This window comes from Rathayibacter sp. AY1A3 (assembly GCF_002930975.1).
GTDB lineage: Bacteria > Actinomycetota > Actinomycetes > Actinomycetales > Microbacteriaceae > Rathayibacter.
The window spans coordinates 65,675-82,472 of sequence record NZ_PSTO01000015.1; the positions used below are offsets into that span (position 1 = coordinate 65,675).

Sequence of the window (16,798 nt, forward strand, 5' to 3'; positions counted from 1 at the left end):
TCACTCCGCCGGGCCGAGGCCGGTGAACGGCACGAGGGGGTCGACGTCGAAGCAGGCGTGCTCGCCCGTGTGGCAGGCTGCGCCGATCTGCTCGACCTGGACCAGCAGAGTGTCGGCGTCGCAGTCGAGGGCGGCACCCCGCACGTACTGCGCGTGCCCGGACGTGTCGCCCTTGCGCCAGTACTCCTGGCGCGAGCGCGACCAGAAGGTGACGCGGCCCTCGGTGAGGGTCCGCCGGAGCGCCTCGCGGTCCATCCAGCCCATCATGAGCACCTCGCGGGTGTCGTGCTGCTGGATGATCGCGGGCAGGAGCCCGGTCGGATCGAAGGCGGCGCGGTCCAGGACGGCGTCGAGCTCGGCGGGGGTCATCGGATCTCGATCCCGGAGGCGGCGAGCGCGCGCTTGACGTCACCGATCGTCAGCTCGCGGTTGTGGAAGACGGAGGCGGCGAGCACGGCGTCGGCTCCCGCGTCGACGGCCGGAGCGAAGTGCTCGACGGCGCCGGCGCCTCCGGAGGCGATGACCGGCACGGAGCTCAGCTCGCGCATCGCGGCGATCAGCTCGAGGTCGAAGCCCTGCTTGGTGCCGTCGGCGTCGATGGAGTTGACCAGCAGCTCCCCGGCGCCGCGCTCGACGGCCTCGGCCGCCCAGGCCAGGGCGTCGAGCTCGGTCTCGCGGCGTCCACCGTGGGTGGTGACGACGAAGCCGGACGCCGTGGCGTCGCTCCGCTTGACGTCGAGCGAGAGCACGAGCACCTGCGCGCCGAAGACGTCGGCGATCTCGCCGAGGAGCTCGGGCCGGGCGATCGCGGCGGAGTTGACGCCCACCTTGTCGGCGCCGTGCGCGAGCAGTCGCGAGACGTCCTCGGCGCTGCGCACGCCTCCGCCGACCGTGAGCGGGATGAAGACCTGCTCGGCGGTCGCCCGCACCACGTCGTAGGTGGTCGAGCGGTCGTCGACCGTGGCGGTGACGTCGAGGAAGGTCAGCTCGTCGGCGCCCTGCTCGAAGTAGAGGCGGGCGAGCTCGACGGGGTCGCCCGCATCGCGCAGGTTCTGGAAGTTGACGCCCTTCACGACGCGGCCGGCGGCGACGTCGAGGCAGGGGATGACGCGGACGGCGAGACTCATCGGCTCCCCCTCTACAGGCGCGCGGCGTGGATGGAGGTGACCAGGATCGCGCGGGCGCCCAGGTCGTACAGGCGGTCCATCACCTGGTTCATGTCCGAGCGCGGCACCATCACGCGGACGGCCACCCACTCGGCGTCGTGCAGCGGCGAGACCGTCGGGGACTCGAAGCCCGGGGCGATCGCCGTGGCGCTCTCCAGGAGCGCGACGGGGCAGTCGTAGTCGAGCAGCACGTACTCGCGGGCGACCAGCACGCCCTGCAGGCGGCGCAGCAGCACCGGGATGCCCTCGGGCTCCCCTGCGGCGGAGACCAGGACGGCGGTCGAGTCCAGGATGACCGGCCCGAAGATCTCGAGGCCGGCCTTGCGGAGCGTGGTGCCGGTCTCGACGACATCGGCGATGACGTCGGCGACGCCGAGCTGGATCGCGGACTCGACCGCGCCGTCGAGGCGGATCAGCGTCACCTCGACGCCGTGCTCCCGGAGGAAGCGGCCCACGAGGCCCGGGTAGCTGGTCGCCACGCGGAGGCCGTCGATCTGCGCGAGCTCGTCGTAGCGGCCTGCGGGCCCGGCGAAGCGGAAGGTGGAGTTGGCGAAGCCCAGGCTCGCGATCTCCCGCGCCTCGGAGCCGGAGTCGATCAGGAGGTCGCGGCCGGTGACCCCGACGTCGAGAGCGCCGGAGCCGACGTAGGTGGCGATGTCGCGCGGGCGCAGGTAGAAGAACTCCACCCCGTTGCGCTCGTCGACGACGTGCAGCTCCTTCGGGTCGCGACGGCCGGTGTAGCCGGCCTCCGCGAGCATCTGACCGGCGGTCTCCGAGAGGGAGCCCTTGTTGGGGACGGCGACGCGCAGGAGCGCCGGGGCGGGGGTGGTGGTCACGGGACGTCCTTCATGACTCGACGGCTGTTCAGGGGGCGGCACGGCTCCTCGGGGAGCGTGCGGGCGCGACGGCGCGGAGCGGAGGCGCACCCCGGCGAGCGGGGCGGGGCTCACAGATGCCGGTAGACGTCGGCCGTCGTCAGTCCCTTGGCGAGCATGAGCACCTGCAGGTGGTAGAGCAGCTGCGAGATCTCCTCGGCGGTGCGCTCGTCGGCCTCGTACTCGGCGGCCATCCACACCTCGGCGGCCTCCTCGACGATCTTCTTGCCGATGAAGTGCACGCCGGCGTCGAGCTCGCGGACGGTGCCCGAACCCTCGGGACGGGCGGCGGCCTTCTCGCCCAGCTCAGCGAAGAGGTCGTCGAAAGTTTTCACCGGGGAAGTCTATACGGCGGCCGGACGCGGGCCGCCTCAGTGCCGGTGCAGGTGAGCGGTCGCCGTCTCGCGCAGCGACGCGATCGCGGCCTCCGGGTCGTCCGCGCCGAAGACCGCGGAGCCCGCGACGAAGGTGTCGGCTCCCGCCTCCGCTGCGATCTCGATAGTGCCGGGAGCGATCCCGCCGTCGACCTGAAGCCAGACGTCGAGCCCGGTGCGGTCCACCACGTTCCGGAGGATGCGCAGCTTGGGCATCGTCTCCTCCATGAAGGACTGGCCCCCGAAGCCGGGCTCGACCGTCATCACGAGGACCTGGTCGAACTCGGGCAGGAGGTCGAGGTAGTCGTCCACCATCGTGCCCGGCTTGAGCGCGATCCCCGCCCGCGAGCCGATCTCGCGCAGGCGCCGCGCGAGTGCCACGGCGTCGCGCGCGGCCTCGGCGTGGAAGGTCACGGAGTAGGCGCCGGTCTCGGCGTAGTCGGGGGCCCACCGGTCGGGGTCGTCGATCATCAGGTGCAGGTCGAGCGGCCGGGGCGAGACGTCCTGGAGGCGCTGGACCATGGTCAGCCCGAACGTGAGGTTCGGCACGAAGTGGTTGTCCATCACGTCGACGTGCACCAGGTCGGCTCCGGCGATGCGCTGCAGCTCGGCCTCGAAGTTCACGAAGTCGGCGGAGAGGATGCTGGGGTTGATCCGTGCGGGCATGCGTCCAGCCTAGATCGGAGCGTCCTCCGCGTCCGCCCGGCCGAGCACGCTCCCGCTCCGGAGGGGTCAGGCGTTCCCGGACGCCGCCTCGAGGGGCCGGCGGCGGAGGAGCTGCACGAACATGGCGTCGGTGCCGTGCCGGTGCGGCCAGAGCTGCACGTGGAGGGGGCCGTCCGGCAGCGGGAGCGGGTCCGCCGTCACCGCGCGCAGCACGGCCGGCGTGTCGACGAGCTCGAGCTCGTGCCGCTCCTGCGCGAGGGCGAGCACGCGCCGGGTCTCGCCGAGGTGCGGCGAGCAGGTCACGTAGGCCAGCAGCCCGTCGGGAGCGAGAGCCCTCACCGCGGAGTCGAGCAGCTCGCCCTGGAGGGCGGCCAGCGGCTCCACGTCGGCCGCGGACTTGCGCCAGCGCGCCTCGGGCCGACGCCGCAGCGCACCGAGACCGGTGCACGGCGCGTCGAGGAGGATGCGGTCGAACGATCCCGGCTGCTCGTCGCCCAGGTCGCGCCCGTCGCCGGTGCGCACCTCGACCGACGGATCGACGGCGGCCAGCGCCTGCCGTACCAGGCCCGCGCGGCCCGGGACCACCTCGTTGGCGAGCAGCGCCGCCCCGCCTGCGCGCGCTTCCGCCGCGAGCAGCGCCGCCTTGCCGCCGGGTCCCGCGCACAGGTCGAGCCAGCGCTCGCCCGGGCGGACCGGCCGTGCCCGGGAGAGCGCCAGAGCGGCGAGCTGGGAGCCCTCGTCCTGCACGCGCACGCGGCCCTCGTGCACCGCGGGGAACGCCTCCGGGTCGCCGCCGGTGCTGGTCATGCCGACCGGCGAGAACCGGTCGGATTCGGCGTCGGCGATCTCGCCGGGAGACGCCAGGCCCGGCAGAGCCACAAGGTTCACCCGCGGAGCCGCGTTGTCGGCGGCGAGCAGCGCGTCGAGCTCGTCGGCCGCCCCCTCCGCCGCCAGCGCCCGTCGCAGGGCGCGCACGATCCACACGGGGTGGGAGCTCAGCGCGGCGATCCGGTCGTCGCCGGAGACCGCGGCCGCGGAGACCCGCTCGCGCCACTCGCCGGCGCTCGAGCGCGAGACCGCGCGCAGCACGGCGTTGGCGAAGGCCACCGCTCCCCGCGAGGAGCCGGCCGCGACGAGCGCAACGCTCTCGTTCACCGCGGCGTGCGGGGCCACGCGGGTCGCGAGCAGCTGGTGCACGCCCAGGCGCAGCGCGTCGAGCACCGGCGCATCGATGCTCTCGACGGACCGGCCGGCCGCGAGGGCGATCACGCGGTCGTAGTAGCCGGACATCCGCAGGGTGCCGTAGCAGAGCTCGGTGGCCAGTCCCGCGTCGGCGGGCGAGAGGCCGGCGGCGCTGATCCGCGCGGGCAGGACCAGGTTGGCGTAGGCGTCCGACCCGCTCACCGCGAGCAGGACGTCGTAGGCGACCCGGCGGGCGGGAGCGGCCTCGCGCCGGGCGCTCACGCGAGCACCGTGCTCTCGCGCAGGCCGCGGGCCCAGGCGGCGCCGGCCATCGGGGTCCTGCCGGCGGGCTGGACGGTGACCAGCTCCACCGCTCCGTCCGCGGTGCCGACGAGGGCGCGCCCCGAGTCGAGGCGGACGACGCCGGGAGCGAGGTCCCCCTCGGCCGCGCGGACCGCGAGCACCTTGAGGCGCGCGTCCCCCACCGCGGTCGAGGCTCCGGGCTCGGGAGTCGTTCCGCGCACGAGCGCGAGGACCCGCGCGGTCGGGAGGCTCCAGTCGATCCGGCCGTCGGCGCCGTCGAGCTTGGGAGCGGGGGTCGCCTCTCCGGTCTGCGGAGTCGCGACGGCCGTGCCCTCCTCCAGCGCGTCGACCACGCCGAGGGTGAGGCCGGCGCCGCTCCCGGCCAGCTCCGTCAGCAGCTCGCCCGCGGTGCGCTCCCCCGCGTCGACGGCGAGCTCGGCGTACACGTCACCGGCGTCGAGCTCGGCGACCAGCTGGAAGACGCTCGCGCCGATCCGCGTGTCGCCCGCCATCAGCGCCCGCTGGACGGGAGCCGCCCCGCGCCAGCGCGGCAGCAGGGAGAAGTGCAGGTTGATCCAGCCCAGGCGCGGCACCGCCAGCAGGCGCTGCCGGACGAGGCCGCCGTAGGCCACGATCACGCCGAGGTCGGGGGCGAGCTCCGCGATCCGGTCGGTCACGTCCTCGTCGAGGCGGTTCGCCCGGATCACCGGGATCCCCAGCTCCTCGGCCGCGACGGCGACCGGCGAGGGGGTGAGCACGCGCTTGCGTCCCACCGGGGCGTCCTCCCGGGTGACCACGGCCACGACCTCGTGCGCGGAGGCGGCGAGGTCGCGGAGGGTCGGAACGGCAGCGGCGGGCGTGCCGGCGAAGACGAGGCGCACGGGGGTCTCCTGGGGAGTCAGAGGATGTCGGGGTCGTCGAGACGGACCCGGAGCCGGGGGGCCGGCCGGAAGCGGCCGGGCGTGGTCGGCGGGCGACGACGGCGCGTGGCGTTGCGGATCACGGCGGAGCGGAGGCGCGCGGCCACATCCGCACCGCGAGCGTAGTCGAACCGGACGATCGCCCGGACGGAGCCGTCCTCGAGCCCGACAGGACCGAGGACCTCGTGCCGGTCGTCCTCGTCGAGCGCGTCGAGCGCCTCCTCCACCGCGTGCGCGTCGCCGCTCACCGTGGCCAGGCGCACCGCGGGCGGGAAGCGCAGAGCGCGCCGCTCCTGGAGCTCGGCCCGGAGGTACTCGGCCTGCCGCCAGGTCGCCAGGGCGGTCGCGAGCCGGCCGCCGACCCCGACCAGGAGGACCGGCGCGCCCGGGCGGGCCAGCGCCGCGGCGTTCGACCAGGTGCGGAGCGCGTCGTCGGCGACCCGCAGGCTCTCGCGGGCCAGCATCCGCTCGCCGTCCAGCAGCAGGACGGCGTGGTAGCCGCCGTCGGCCCGCGGCTCCGCCCCGCGCGTGGCCACGACGAGCGCGGGCTCGTCGGGGAGGGTGAGCACGGGGCGCTGCCCGTCCGCGACGATCACCTTGGCACCCGGGAAGGCGCGTCCGAGCTCCTCCGCGGTGCGGCCCGCGCCGAGGGAGACGAGGCGCAGAGCCGTCGCCTCGCAGACGGAGCAGGTCCAGTCGGCCGCGATCAGGCCGCACCAGCCGCAGCTCGGCCGCCCGCCCTCGGAGTGCACGCCGAGCGGACCCTGGCAGCGGTTGCAGCGTGCGACGGTCCGGCAGCGGGCGCAGGCGACCACCGGCGCGTAGCCGGGGCGCGCGACCTGGACGAGCACGGGACCGGAGTCGAGGGCCTTCCGCGCCTCCCGCCAGGCGGAGGAGGGGATGCGCGCTGCCGCGTCGTGCTCGTCGGCCGCCCACTGCTGGGCGGTCGGCACGACGTGCGGGCGGCGGCTCGGCCGCGGCTCCACCTCGGTCGCGAAGCCGATCTCGACGAGCCGCTCGACCTCGACCGTGCGCGTGTTGCCGAGCAGGACGAGGCCGGCGCCGCTCTGCTCCTGCCGCACCAGGGCGACGTCGCGGGCGTGCGCGTAGGGCGCGAGCGGCTCGGCGAAGAGCGGATCGCCGTCGTCCCAGAGCGCGATCAGGCCGAGGGCGGAGGAGGGCGCGTAGAGGACGGAGCGGTTGCCGACGACGACCCGCGGCCCGGGATCGAGGCAGCGGACGAAGGCGGAGTAGCGCTCGGCGCCCTTCTGCCGCGCATCGAGGCGCACCACCGCCTCCGCGGGGACGAGGGCGGCGAGAGCGAGCTCCAGCTGCTCCTGGTCGCGGTAGTCGGGGACGGCCAGGATCGCGTCGCGGCCCGCGGCGAGCGTGTCCCGGGCGAGCTCGGCGAGCGTGACGGCCCAGCCGCCGACCCACGCGCCCGAGTCGAGGCTCACCGGAGCCGGCACGGCGCCGACCGCCAGCCGGGCCCCTTCGGCGAGTCCCGCGAAGGAGGCGTCGGGGTAGCCCGTCACGCCGCCCGCCTCGACCGCGGGCGCCGCAGGAGCGGGACCCGCGGCGAGTCGCGCCTTCTCGACGCGGACGTGGCGGCGCGGCACGGCCAGGCGCAGCACGTCGCTCGCGCCCCCGGAGGCGCGGTCGGCCACCCGGCGGGCGAGGGCCCAGACCTCCGGGGTCAGCACGACGAGCGGCGAGACCAGCTCCTCGATGCCGCTGAGCGCTCCGGCGTGCTCGGTCCCCTCCCCCGTCTCGACGACGAACGCGTCGGCGATCCGGCCTCCGGTCCGCAACGGCACCCGCACGCGCACGCCGGGGACCACCTCGCCGCGCAGCGCCTCCGGCACCGCGTAGTCCAGGAGCCGGTCGAGCTGCGGGAGGGGCGAGTCCAGGAGCACGCGCGCGACGGCTCCGCTCGTCGCCATCGCCGCCGCGCCCGCTACGAGAGGCCCGCGGCGGAGCGCAGGTCGTCGACCCGGTCGAGGCGCTCCCAGGTGAAGTCGGGGAGCTCCCGGCCGAAGTGGCCGTAGGCCGCGGTCTGCGCGTAGATCGGGCGGAGCAGGTCGAGTGCGTGGATGATCGCGGCCGGGCGCAGGTCGAAGACCGAGCGGATCGCCTCGGTGATCGTCTCGTCGGAGACGGTGCCGGTGCCGAAGGTCTCGACGTAGAGGCCGACCGGGGCCGCCTTGCCGATGGCGTAGGCGACCTGCACCTCCAGCCGCGAGGCGAGCCCCGCGGCGACCGCGTTCTTGGCGACCCACCGCATGGCGTAGGCGGCCGAGCGGTCCACCTTCGACGGGTCCTTGCCCGAGAACGCGCCGCCGCCGTGGCGGGACGCTCCGCCGTAGGTGTCGACGATGATCTTGCGGCCGGTGAGCCCGGCGTCGCCCTGAGGCCCGCCGATCTCGAAGCGGCCGGTCGGGTTGATCAGCAGGCGCACGGCGGAGGAGTCGAGGTCGACCGTCTCGAGCACGGGGCGGATGACGTGCGCCGCGATATCCGCGTGGATCGTCTCGGTGCTGACGTGCTCGGCGTGCTGGGTGGACAGGACGACGGTGTCGATGGTGGACGGCGTCGTGCCGTCGTAGCCGATGGTGACCTGGGTCTTGCCGTCGGGCCGGAGGTAGTCGAGCTCGCCCGACTTGCGGACGGCGGCCAGGCGCTCGGCGAGGCGGTGCGAGAGCCAGCTCGGCAGCGGCATGTACTCGGGGGTCTCGTCGGTCGCGAAGCCGAACATCAGACCCTGGTCGCCCGCGCCCTGGCGGTCGAAGGCGTCCTCGCCCGCCTCGGAGGAGCGGACCTCGAGCGCCGTGTCGACGCCCGCCGCGATCTCGGGCGACTGCTGGCCGATCGAGACCGAGACGCCGCAGGAGCGGCCGTCGAAGCCCTTCTCCGAGGAGTCGTAGCCGATCTCGACGATCGTGTCGCGCACGATCTTGGGGATCTCGACGTAGCCGCTCGTGGAGACCTCGCCCGCGACGTGCACGAGCCCCGTCGTGACCAGCGTCTCGACGGCGACCCGGCTGTGCGGGTCCTCGCGGAGCAGGGCGTCGAGGATGCGGTCCGAGATCTGGTCGCAGATCTTGTCCGGGTGGCCCTCGGTGACGGACTCGGAGGTGAACAGGCGGAGGGGACCGGAGGTCATGCTTCTCTTCTCGTCCCGGCTCGTGCGGACCGGGGTCGTTCGTACCGGGAGTGGCCTGGCGGGCGCGATGCCGGGCGGCAGGCGATCGGCGCCTGGGCGGGCGGACCGGCGGGGCTAGCGCACGACCGCGTCGAGGACGCGATCGGCCACCTCCGCCTTGCTGCCCGAGGCCTCGCCAACTATATCGCCGGCCCGATCGAGGACCACGACGGCGTTGCTGTCGCTCTGGAAACCCTCGGCCCAGCCCACCCTGTTGAGGACGAGCAGGTCGCAGCCCTTGCGGGCGATCTTGGCGCGGCCGAGCGCGAGCATCGCGTCCCGGTCCGGCTCGGTCTCCGCGGCGAAGCCGACGACGATCTGCCCCTCCCGCCGGGAGGCGGAGATCTCGGCGAGGACGTCCGGGTTCTTGACGAGCTCGAGGACGAGACGGTCGCCCTGCTGCTCCTTCTTGATCTTCGCGTCGGCGACCGCGGCGGGCCGGTAGTCGGCGACGGCCGCGGCCATGATCACGACGTCCGCGCCGGGGGCCGCGGCGAGGGCGGCCTCGCGCAGCTCGAGCGCGGTGCCCACCGGGAGGACCGTGACGCCCTCCGGCGCCGGCACGTCGAGGTTCGCGGCGAGGAGGGTGACCTCCGCGCCCCGGGCCGCAGCGGCCAGCGCGAGCGCGACGCCCTGCCTGCCGCTGGAGCGGTTGCCGACGAAGCGCACCGGGTCGAGGGGCTCGCGGGTGCCGCCGGCGGTCACGAGGACGCGCACGCCCGCGAGGTCGCGGCGGGCGGAGGCGGAGCGGGCGTGGACGGCGAGGGCCTCCGCCACGATCGTCTCGGGCTCCTCCATGCGGCCGGGGCCCGAGTCGGCGCCGGTGAGGCGGCCGACCGCGGGGCCGACGACGTGCACGCCGCGGGAGCGGAGCACCGCCATGTTCGCGACGGTGGCGGCGTTCGCCCACATCTCGGTGTGCATCGCGGGGGCGACCACGAGCGGGGCGGTGCTCGCGAGCACCGTGTTGCCGAGCAGGTCGTCGGCGAGGCCGGCGGCGAGCTTGGCGAGCGTGTGCGCCGTCGCGGGCGCGATCACGATGAGGTCGGCGGCCTGGCCGATGGCCACGTGCCGGACCTCGGCGACGCCCTCGTAGAGCTCGGTGTGCACCGGGTTCCGCGAGATGGCCTCGAGGGTGGGCTTGCCGACGAAGCGCAGCGCGGCCTCGGTCGCGACGACGTGCACGTCGTGCTCCGCGAGGACCAGCGCGCGGACGACTCCGACGGCCTTGTACGCGGCGATGCCGCCGGTGATGCCGACGACGACGTTGAGCCGTCGGCCGGCCTCGAGAGAGGAGCCCACCCGGAGGGGACTACTCGGCGAGGGGCTTGGCGACGAGCTTGTCCTCGTTGATCTCGTGCAGTGCGACCGAGAGGGGCTTGTCGTCGATGGTGGAGTCGACCAGCGGGCCGACGTTGTCGAACAGGCTGCCCTCGTGGAGGTCGGCGTAGTAGTCGTTGATCTGGCGGGCGCGCTTGGAGGCGAAGATCACCAGCGCGTACTTGGAGTCGACCTTCGAGAGGAGCTCGTCGATGGGCGGGTCGATGATGCCGAGGTTGTTGGCCATGGGTGTCTCCTTGCAGGCGCATCAGCGCCGATCTGCGGCTCCGGAGCAACACGGCGCGCGGGCTCCGAGGGGCGTGTGCCCGGTGGGACCCGGGGCGTCGGCCCGGAGGTGGTCGGTGGCCCGGTGTCAGCGGCCCGGGTCAGCGGGCGCGCCGTCGGCACGAGGCGACATCAACTCTACGACCTCGCGGGCCGCTTCGGGCACGGTGCTGTTGACGACGGCGAAATCGAACTCGTCCTGCGCGGCCAGCTCCACCTTCGCGGTGGCCAGGCGGCGCTCCTGCTCCTCCGCGCTCTCGGTGCCGCGGCCGACCAGGCGGCGGACCAGCTCGTCCCAGCTCGGCGGCAGGAGGAAGACCAGCCGCGCGTCCGGCATCCGCTCGCGCACCTGGCGGGCACCCTGGATGTCGATCTCGAGCATCACCTGGCGGCCCTGCTCCAGTGCGGCGTCGATGGGGCCGCGGGGCGTCCCGTAGCGGTGCGCGTTGTGGACGACGGCGTACTCGAGGAACTCCCCCGCCGCGACCATCCGGTCGAACTCGGCGTCGTCGACGAAGTAGTAGCTGACGCCGTCCACCTCGCCCGGACGCGGGGCCCGGGTGGTGGCCGAGACCGAGAGCAGGACGTCCGGGTAGTTCTCGCGGATGTAGGTCGACACGGTGCCCTTGCCGACCGCAGTCGGACCGGCGAGGACGAGCAGGCGGTTGCGGCCGGGGCGGCGCTGCCGCGACTCCCGCTCCTCCAGGAACGACGCCAGGCCCTCGACCTGGCGCCGGCCGAGCCCGCCGAGGCGCTTCGACTCGGCGATCCGCAGCTGGTCCATCACCCGGGGCGTCTTCACCACGCCGAGTGCGGGCACGGCGCGGAGCAGCTCGCTGACGCGCATCCGCCCCTCGACTCCGAGCGGCTCGGCCTGGGCCGCCGCGAGCACGGCGGTCGCGGGGCGGCGTCCGGCGGCGACGGCCTTCTTGACGGCGGCGCGGGCACGGCGCGCCGCGATCGCGGCCTCGGAGGCGGCGCGCCGGTCGACCTCGGGCGGCGAGGGACGGCGCACGGCCTCCGGGCGCGAGGAGGCGCCGGGATCGGGGCTGACGGTTTCAGCGGACAAGGGTCTCCTGGATGTCGGTCGCGCGGCGGGTGATCTCGGCCGCGATCCCCGAGGGGCCGGCGCCGAGCACGCTCCGCGACTCGCTGACGATGGTGGCGGCGCTCAGCGCGCCGAACAGCCGCTGCGCGTCCGCGACGGCCGCGCCCTGGTGGCCGAAGCCGGGCGCGAGCACCGGGAGTGCGGGGTGCAGCGGCTCGTCGATGCCGATGCCGAAGTCGCCCAGGGCGACCGTGGCGCCGAGCACCACGCCGACCGAGCCGATCGACGCGCGAGCGTGAGCGTCGTTCCAGGATGCCACGTCCGCCACGACCGCGCGTGCCACGGTGGATCCCGCCCGGCCGCCGTCCTGCACGAGGGCGCGCTGCACGGGACGGGCCTCGGGGTTGGAGGTGGCTGCGAGGACGAACACGCCCTTGCCCGCCTCCTCGGCGAGGGTCAGCATCCCCTCGAGGGAGCCGAGCCCCTGGTAGGCCGCCGCGGTCATGGCGTCCGCCTCGAGCGGCGAGCCCGGCCGGAGCCACGCCTCGGCGTAGGCGGTGACGCTCGTGCCGATGTCGCCGCGCTTGACGTCGGCGATCACCAGCAGTCCGGCCTCGCGGGCGTCGGCGAGCACGCGCTCGAGCGCGGCGTAGCCCGCCGAGCCGTGCCGCTCGAAGAACGCGATCTGCGGCTTCACCACGCCCACGCGGCCGGCCGCCGCCTCGACGACCGTGCGGCCGAAGCTCTCGAGCCCGGCTGCGTCGTCGGCGAGGCCCCACGCGTCGAGCAGGTACGCGTGCGGGTCGATCCCGACGCAGAGCCGGCCGTGCGCGGCGAACGCCGCCTCGAGGCGCGAGCCGAAGGAGGCGGTGCCCGCCGCGCCGCCGCTCACGCGGTGCGCTCCGCGCGGCGCAGGGCGTAGTCCTGCAGGCTCGTCACCTCGAAGGGCTCGTTCGCCGCGTCGAGCGAGGCGACCGCGGCCGCGAGCTGGGCGATCGTGGTGAACAGCGGCTTGTCCGCGGCGACCGCGGCGGCGCGGATCTCGTAGCCGTCGGCGCGGGTCGCTCCTCCGCTGGGCGTGTTGATCACCACGTCGACCTCGTCGCGGGCGATCAGCTCGACGATGGAGGGCGCGTCGCCCTCGGCGGTCTCGCTGTACTTGCGGACCACGCGGGCCTGGATCCCGTTGCGGTTCAGCACCTCGGCCGTGCCCTCGGTCGCGAGGATGTCGAAGCCGAGCTGGCGCAGGCGCAGCGCGGGCAGGACGATCGAGCGCTTGTCGCGGTCGGCGACCGAGATGAAGACGGTCCCGCTCGCCGGCATGCCGCCGTAGGCGGCGTCCTGGCTCTTCGCGAAGGCGCGCGGGAAGTCGCGGTCGATCCCCATGACCTCGCCGGTGGAGCGCATCTCGGGCCCGAGCAGCGAGTCGACGATCTGGCCCTCCTTGGTGCGGAAGCGCTTGAACGGCAGGACCGCCTCCTTCACCGCGATGGGAGAGTCCATCGGGACGTCGGAGCCGTCGCGCTCGGGAAGCAGGCCCTCGGCCTTCAGCGCGGCGATGGTCTCGCCCACCATCAGGCGCGACGCGGCCTTCGCGAGCGGGATGCCCAGCGCCTTCGACACGAACGGCACGGTGCGCGAGGCCCGGGGGTTCGCCTCGAGCACGTAGAGCACGCCCTGGCCGATCGCGAACTGGACGTTCAGCAGTCCTCGGACGCCGACGCCCTTAGCGATCGCGAGGGTCGCCTCCCGCACCTGGTCGATCTGGCGGCGGCCGAGCGTCACCGGCGGGAGCGTGCACGCCGAGTCGCCGGAGTGGATGCCGGCCTCCTCGATGTGCTCCATCACGCCGCCGATGTAGAGCTGCTCGCCGTCGAAGAGCGCGTCGACGTCGATCTCGATCGCGTCGTCGAGGAAGCGGTCCACCAGCAGCGGGTGCGCCTCGTCGATGATCCCCTCGCCGGCCATCCGCTCGAAGTAGTCCTCGAGCTGGGGCGTTCCGTAGACGATCTCCATGCCGCGCCCGCCGAGGACGAACGACGGACGGACGAGGACCGGGTAGCCGATCTCCACCGCGACCTCACGGGCGCCGTCGAGGTCGGTCGCGGTGCCGTTGCGCGGAGCGAGAAGCCCCGCCTCGTCGAGGATCCGCGAGAACGCGCCGCGCTCCTCCGCGAGGTCGATGTTCGCGGAGGTGGTGCCGAGGATGGGCACGCCGGCCGCCTCGAGGCCCGCGGCGAGCCCGAGCGCCGTCTGGCCGCCCAGCTGCACGACGACGCCGACGAGCTCGCCGGACTGCGACTCCGCGTGGATGACCTCGAGCACGTCCTCGAGAGTCAGCGGCTCGAAGTAGAGGCGGTCCGAGGTGTCGTAGTCGGTCGAGACCGTCTCGGGGTTGCAGTTGATCATGATCGTCTCGAAGCCCGCGTCCGAGAGCGCGAACGAGGCGTGCACGCAGGAGTAGTCGAACTCGACCCCCTGGCCGATGCGGTTGGGGCCGGAGCCCAGGATGACGACCTTGCGGCGGTCGGCGGCGACGACCTCCGTCTCCTCGTCGTACGAGGAGTAGTGGTACGGCGTGAGCGCCGGGAACTCGCCCGCGCAGGTGTCGACGGTCTTGTAGACCGGGCGCACGTCCAGCGCGTAGCGGGTGCGGCGGACCTCCGCCTCGTCGAGCCCGCGGAGCTCGGCGATCTGCGCGTCCGAGAAGCCGTGGTCCTTCGCGAGGCGGAGGAGTCCGGCGTCGAGGCCGTCGTGCTCGCGCACCAGGTCGGCGATCTCGTTGATCAGCACGATCTGGTCGAGGAACCAGGGGTCGATCTTCGTGGACTCGAACGCCTGCTCGACCGTGGCTCCCAGACGCAGCGCCTGCTGCACGGTGACGATGCGGCCGTCGGTCGGGGTCCTCGCGATCTCGAGCAGCTCCTCGACCGAGCGCTCCTGCGCGCCCCAGTGGAACGACGAGCCGCGCTTCTCGAGCGAGCGGAGCGCCTTCTGCAGCGCCTGCGCGTAGTTGCGGCCGATCGCCATCGCCTCGCCCACCGACTTCATGGTCGTGGTCAGCGTCTTGTCGGCGGCCGGGAACTTCTCGAACGCGAACCGCGGGACCTTCACGACCACGTAGTCCAGCGTCGGCTCGAAGCTCGCCGGCGTCACCTTGGTGATGTCGTTCGGGATCTCGTCCAGGCGGTAGCCGATGGCGAGCTTCGCGGCGATCTTGGCGATCGGGAAGCCGGTCGCCTTGGAGGCGAGGGCGGAGGAGCGGGAGACGCGCGGGTTCATCTCGATCACGATGATCCGGCCGTCCGCCGGGTCGATCGCGAACTGGATGTTGCAGCCGCCGGTGTCCACGCCCACGTCGCGGATGATCCGGATGCCGATGTCGCGCAGCTTCTGGTACTCGCGGTCGGTGAGGGTCAGCGCCGGTGCGACGGTGATCGAGTCGCCCGTGTGCACGCCGACGGGGTCGACGTTCTCGATCGAGCAGACGACGACCGTGTTGTCGGCCGTGTCGCGCATGAGCTCGAGCTCGTACTCCTTCCAGCCGAGGATCGACTCCTCCAGGAGAACCTCGGTGGTGGGGCTCTGGTGCAGGCCGTCGCCGACCATCCGCACCAGCTCCTCGCGGGTGTAGGCGAAGCCGGAGCCCAGGCCGCCCATGGTGAACGACGGGCGGATGACGAGGGGGTAGCCCAGGTCCTCGGCGTACTCGATCGCCTCGTCGACGGTGTGCGCGATGTAGGACTTCGCGACGTCGGCGCCCGCGTCCAGCACCAGCTGCTTGAAGATCTGGCGGTCCTCGCCGCGGTTGATCGCCTCGAAGCTCGCGCCGATGAGCTCGACGCCGTACTTCTCGAGGATCCCGAGGTCGTGCAGCTGGATGGCCGCGTTCAGGGCCGTCTGCCCGCCGAGGGTCGGCAGGATCGCGTCCGGCTTCTCCTTGGCGATGATCGCCTCGATCGCCTTGGGCGTGATCGGCTCCACGTAAGTGGCGTCGGCGAAGTCGGGATCGGTCATGATCGTCGCCGGGTTGGAGTTGACGAGGATCACGCGCACCCCCTCGGCGCGCAGCACGCGGCAGGCCTGGGTGCCGGAGTAGTCGAACTCGACGGCCTGTCCGATGACGATCGGGCCGGAGCCGATGACCAGGACGCTCTGGATGTCTTCCCTGCGCGGCATTACTTCTGCTCTCCGATGCTGCTGGTCGTGGGGATGTCGGTGGGCTCCGAGGCCCCGCGCCCGGCCGTGCGCTGCACGACCATCTCGCGGAAGCGGTCGAAGAGGTGGTTGGAGTCGTGCGGGCCGGCCGCCGCCTCCGGGTGGTACTGCACCGAGAAGGCGGGGATGTCGAGGCAGCGCAGGCCCTCCACGACCGAGTCGTTGAGGGAGTAGTGGCTGACCTCGACGCGGCCGAAGCCCTCGGGCGAGTCCAGCTCGCCCTCGATCGGCGCGTCCACGGCGAACCCGTGGTTCTGCGAGGTGATCTCCACGCGGCCGGTGAGCTTGTCGAGCACGGGCTGGTTGATCCCGCGGTGGCCGAACGGGAGCTTGTAGGTGCCGAAGCCGAGAGCGCGCCCGAGCAGCTGGTTGCCGAAGCAGATGCCGAAGAACGGCAGGTCGGCGCGCAGGGTGGTGCGCAGCAGCTCGACGTGGCGGTCCGAGGCCTCGGGGTCGCCGGGGCCGTTGGAGAAGAAGAGCGCGGACGGGTCGAGCGCGAGCACCTGCTCGGCGGTCACGGACTCGGGCAGCACGTGCACGTCGAAGCCGCGCTCCGCGAGGTAGTTGACCGTCGAGGTCTTCACCCCGAGGTCGATGACCGCGACCGAGCCGACGCGCTCGCCGCGGGCGGGCACCGTGTACTGCTCGTCGGTCGAGACCGAGGAGGACAGGTTGAGCCCCTGCATCTGCCGGCCGCCGAGGACCAGCGCGAGCTGCTCCTCCTCGGGGAGGGCGAGGTCCTCGCCGGAGAACACGCCGGCGCGCATCGAGCCGGCCGAGCGGATGTGGCGGGTGATCGCCCGGGTGTCGACGCCGGAGATCCCGACGATGCCGTCGGTCTCCAGGTCGTCGCCGAGGGAGCGCTGCGCGCGGAAGTTGGAGACGACGCGGGAGGGGTCGCGGACGACGTAGCCGGCGACCCAGATGCGGCGCGACTCCATGTCCTCGTCGTTGGTCCCGGTGTTGCCGATGTGGGGCGCGGTCTGCACGACGATCTGGCCGGCGTAGCTCGGGTCGGTCAGCGTCTCCTGGTAGCCGGTCATGCCGGTGGCGAAGACGATCTCGCCCAGGGTGCGGCCTCGGGCGCCGTAGGCCTGTCCCCGGAATCGTCGTCCGTCCTCGAGGACGAGGACGGCGGTGGGTTCGGTGCTGAGGCGTGTCGTTGGCACGGACTAGGAGCCCTTCTGGGTCGTGTCGGGGCCGCCGTCGGCGGCTCCGGGGTGGGAGGGGGAGGAACGG

At 73.6% G+C, this 16,798-nt stretch carries 15 protein-coding genes; all 15 read right to left on the minus strand.

Annotated features, from left to right (window positions below):
- Positions 1 to 369, minus strand: a complete 369-nt coding sequence (hisI, locus tag C5C10_RS09110) for a phosphoribosyl-AMP cyclohydrolase (RefSeq protein WP_104221855.1) — start codon at positions 367 to 369, stop codon at positions 1 to 3.
- Positions 366 to 1,127, minus strand: a complete 762-nt coding sequence (gene hisF / locus C5C10_RS09115; protein WP_104221853.1) for an imidazole glycerol phosphate synthase subunit HisF — start codon at positions 1,125 to 1,127, stop codon at positions 366 to 368. The genes hisI and hisF overlap by 4 nt, the downstream gene beginning before the upstream one ends.
- 11 nt (positions 1,128 to 1,138) lie before the next feature.
- Complete coding sequence (gene hisG, locus C5C10_RS09120) at positions 1,139 to 2,002, minus strand: ATP phosphoribosyltransferase (RefSeq protein WP_104221851.1); 864 nt, start codon at positions 2,000 to 2,002, stop codon at positions 1,139 to 1,141.
- Positions 2,003 to 2,112: 110 nt separating this feature from the next.
- On the minus strand, positions 2,113 to 2,376 hold the full coding sequence (locus tag C5C10_RS09125; protein ID WP_104329059.1) for a phosphoribosyl-ATP diphosphatase: 264 nt from the start codon (positions 2,374 to 2,376) through the stop codon (positions 2,113 to 2,115).
- 36 nt (positions 2,377 to 2,412) lie between these two features.
- Complete coding sequence (gene rpe / locus C5C10_RS09130) at positions 2,413 to 3,081, minus strand: ribulose-phosphate 3-epimerase (RefSeq protein ID WP_104329060.1); 669 nt, start codon at positions 3,079 to 3,081, stop codon at positions 2,413 to 2,415.
- A gap of 66 nt (positions 3,082 to 3,147) precedes the next feature.
- Positions 3,148 to 4,545, minus strand: a complete 1,398-nt coding sequence (locus tag C5C10_RS09135) for an RsmB/NOP family class I SAM-dependent RNA methyltransferase (protein ID WP_258060510.1) — start codon at positions 4,543 to 4,545, stop codon at positions 3,148 to 3,150.
- Complete coding sequence (locus tag C5C10_RS17810) at positions 4,542 to 5,447, minus strand: methionyl-tRNA formyltransferase (RefSeq protein ID WP_181073430.1); 906 nt, start codon at positions 5,445 to 5,447, stop codon at positions 4,542 to 4,544. Before C5C10_RS17810 ends, C5C10_RS09135 begins: the two co-directional genes overlap by 4 nt.
- 17 nt (positions 5,448 to 5,464) lie before the next feature.
- Entirely contained in the window at positions 5,465 to 7,429 is a 1,965-nt protein-coding gene (locus C5C10_RS09145) for a hypothetical protein (protein WP_104329061.1), read from the minus strand.
- A 14-nt stretch (positions 7,430 to 7,443) separates the two neighbouring features.
- Complete coding sequence (metK, locus tag C5C10_RS09150; protein WP_104221839.1) at positions 7,444 to 8,649, minus strand: methionine adenosyltransferase; 1,206 nt, start codon at positions 8,647 to 8,649, stop codon at positions 7,444 to 7,446.
- A gap of 114 nt (positions 8,650 to 8,763) precedes the next feature.
- Entirely contained in the window at positions 8,764 to 9,990 is a 1,227-nt protein-coding gene (gene coaBC / locus C5C10_RS09155) for a bifunctional phosphopantothenoylcysteine decarboxylase/phosphopantothenate--cysteine ligase CoaBC (protein ID WP_104329062.1), read from the minus strand.
- 10 nt (positions 9,991 to 10,000) lie between these two features.
- On the minus strand, positions 10,001 to 10,255 hold the full coding sequence (rpoZ, locus tag C5C10_RS09160) for a DNA-directed RNA polymerase subunit omega (RefSeq protein ID WP_104221835.1): 255 nt from the start codon (positions 10,253 to 10,255) through the stop codon (positions 10,001 to 10,003).
- Positions 10,256 to 10,381: 126 nt separating this feature from the next.
- Positions 10,382 to 11,308, minus strand: coding sequence for a guanylate kinase (gmk, locus tag C5C10_RS09165; RefSeq protein ID WP_104354723.1), 927 nt, complete (start codon positions 11,306 to 11,308; stop codon positions 10,382 to 10,384).
- A gap of 43 nt (positions 11,309 to 11,351) precedes the next feature.
- The gene (gene pyrF, locus C5C10_RS09170; protein ID WP_104225320.1) at positions 11,352 to 12,233 is read right to left on the minus strand and encodes an orotidine-5'-phosphate decarboxylase; all 882 of its coding nucleotides are present in this window, start codon (positions 12,231 to 12,233) and stop codon (positions 11,352 to 11,354) included.
- On the minus strand, positions 12,230 to 15,520 hold the full coding sequence (carB, locus tag C5C10_RS09175) for a carbamoyl-phosphate synthase large subunit (protein ID WP_104329063.1): 3,291 nt from the start codon (positions 15,518 to 15,520) through the stop codon (positions 12,230 to 12,232). Before carB ends, pyrF begins: the two co-directional genes overlap by 4 nt.
- On the minus strand, positions 15,520 to 16,728 hold the full coding sequence (gene carA, locus C5C10_RS09180) for a glutamine-hydrolyzing carbamoyl-phosphate synthase small subunit (RefSeq protein WP_104225321.1): 1,209 nt from the start codon (positions 16,726 to 16,728) through the stop codon (positions 15,520 to 15,522). Before carA ends, carB begins: the two co-directional genes overlap by 1 nt.
- Positions 16,729 to 16,798 lie beyond the last annotated feature (70 nt).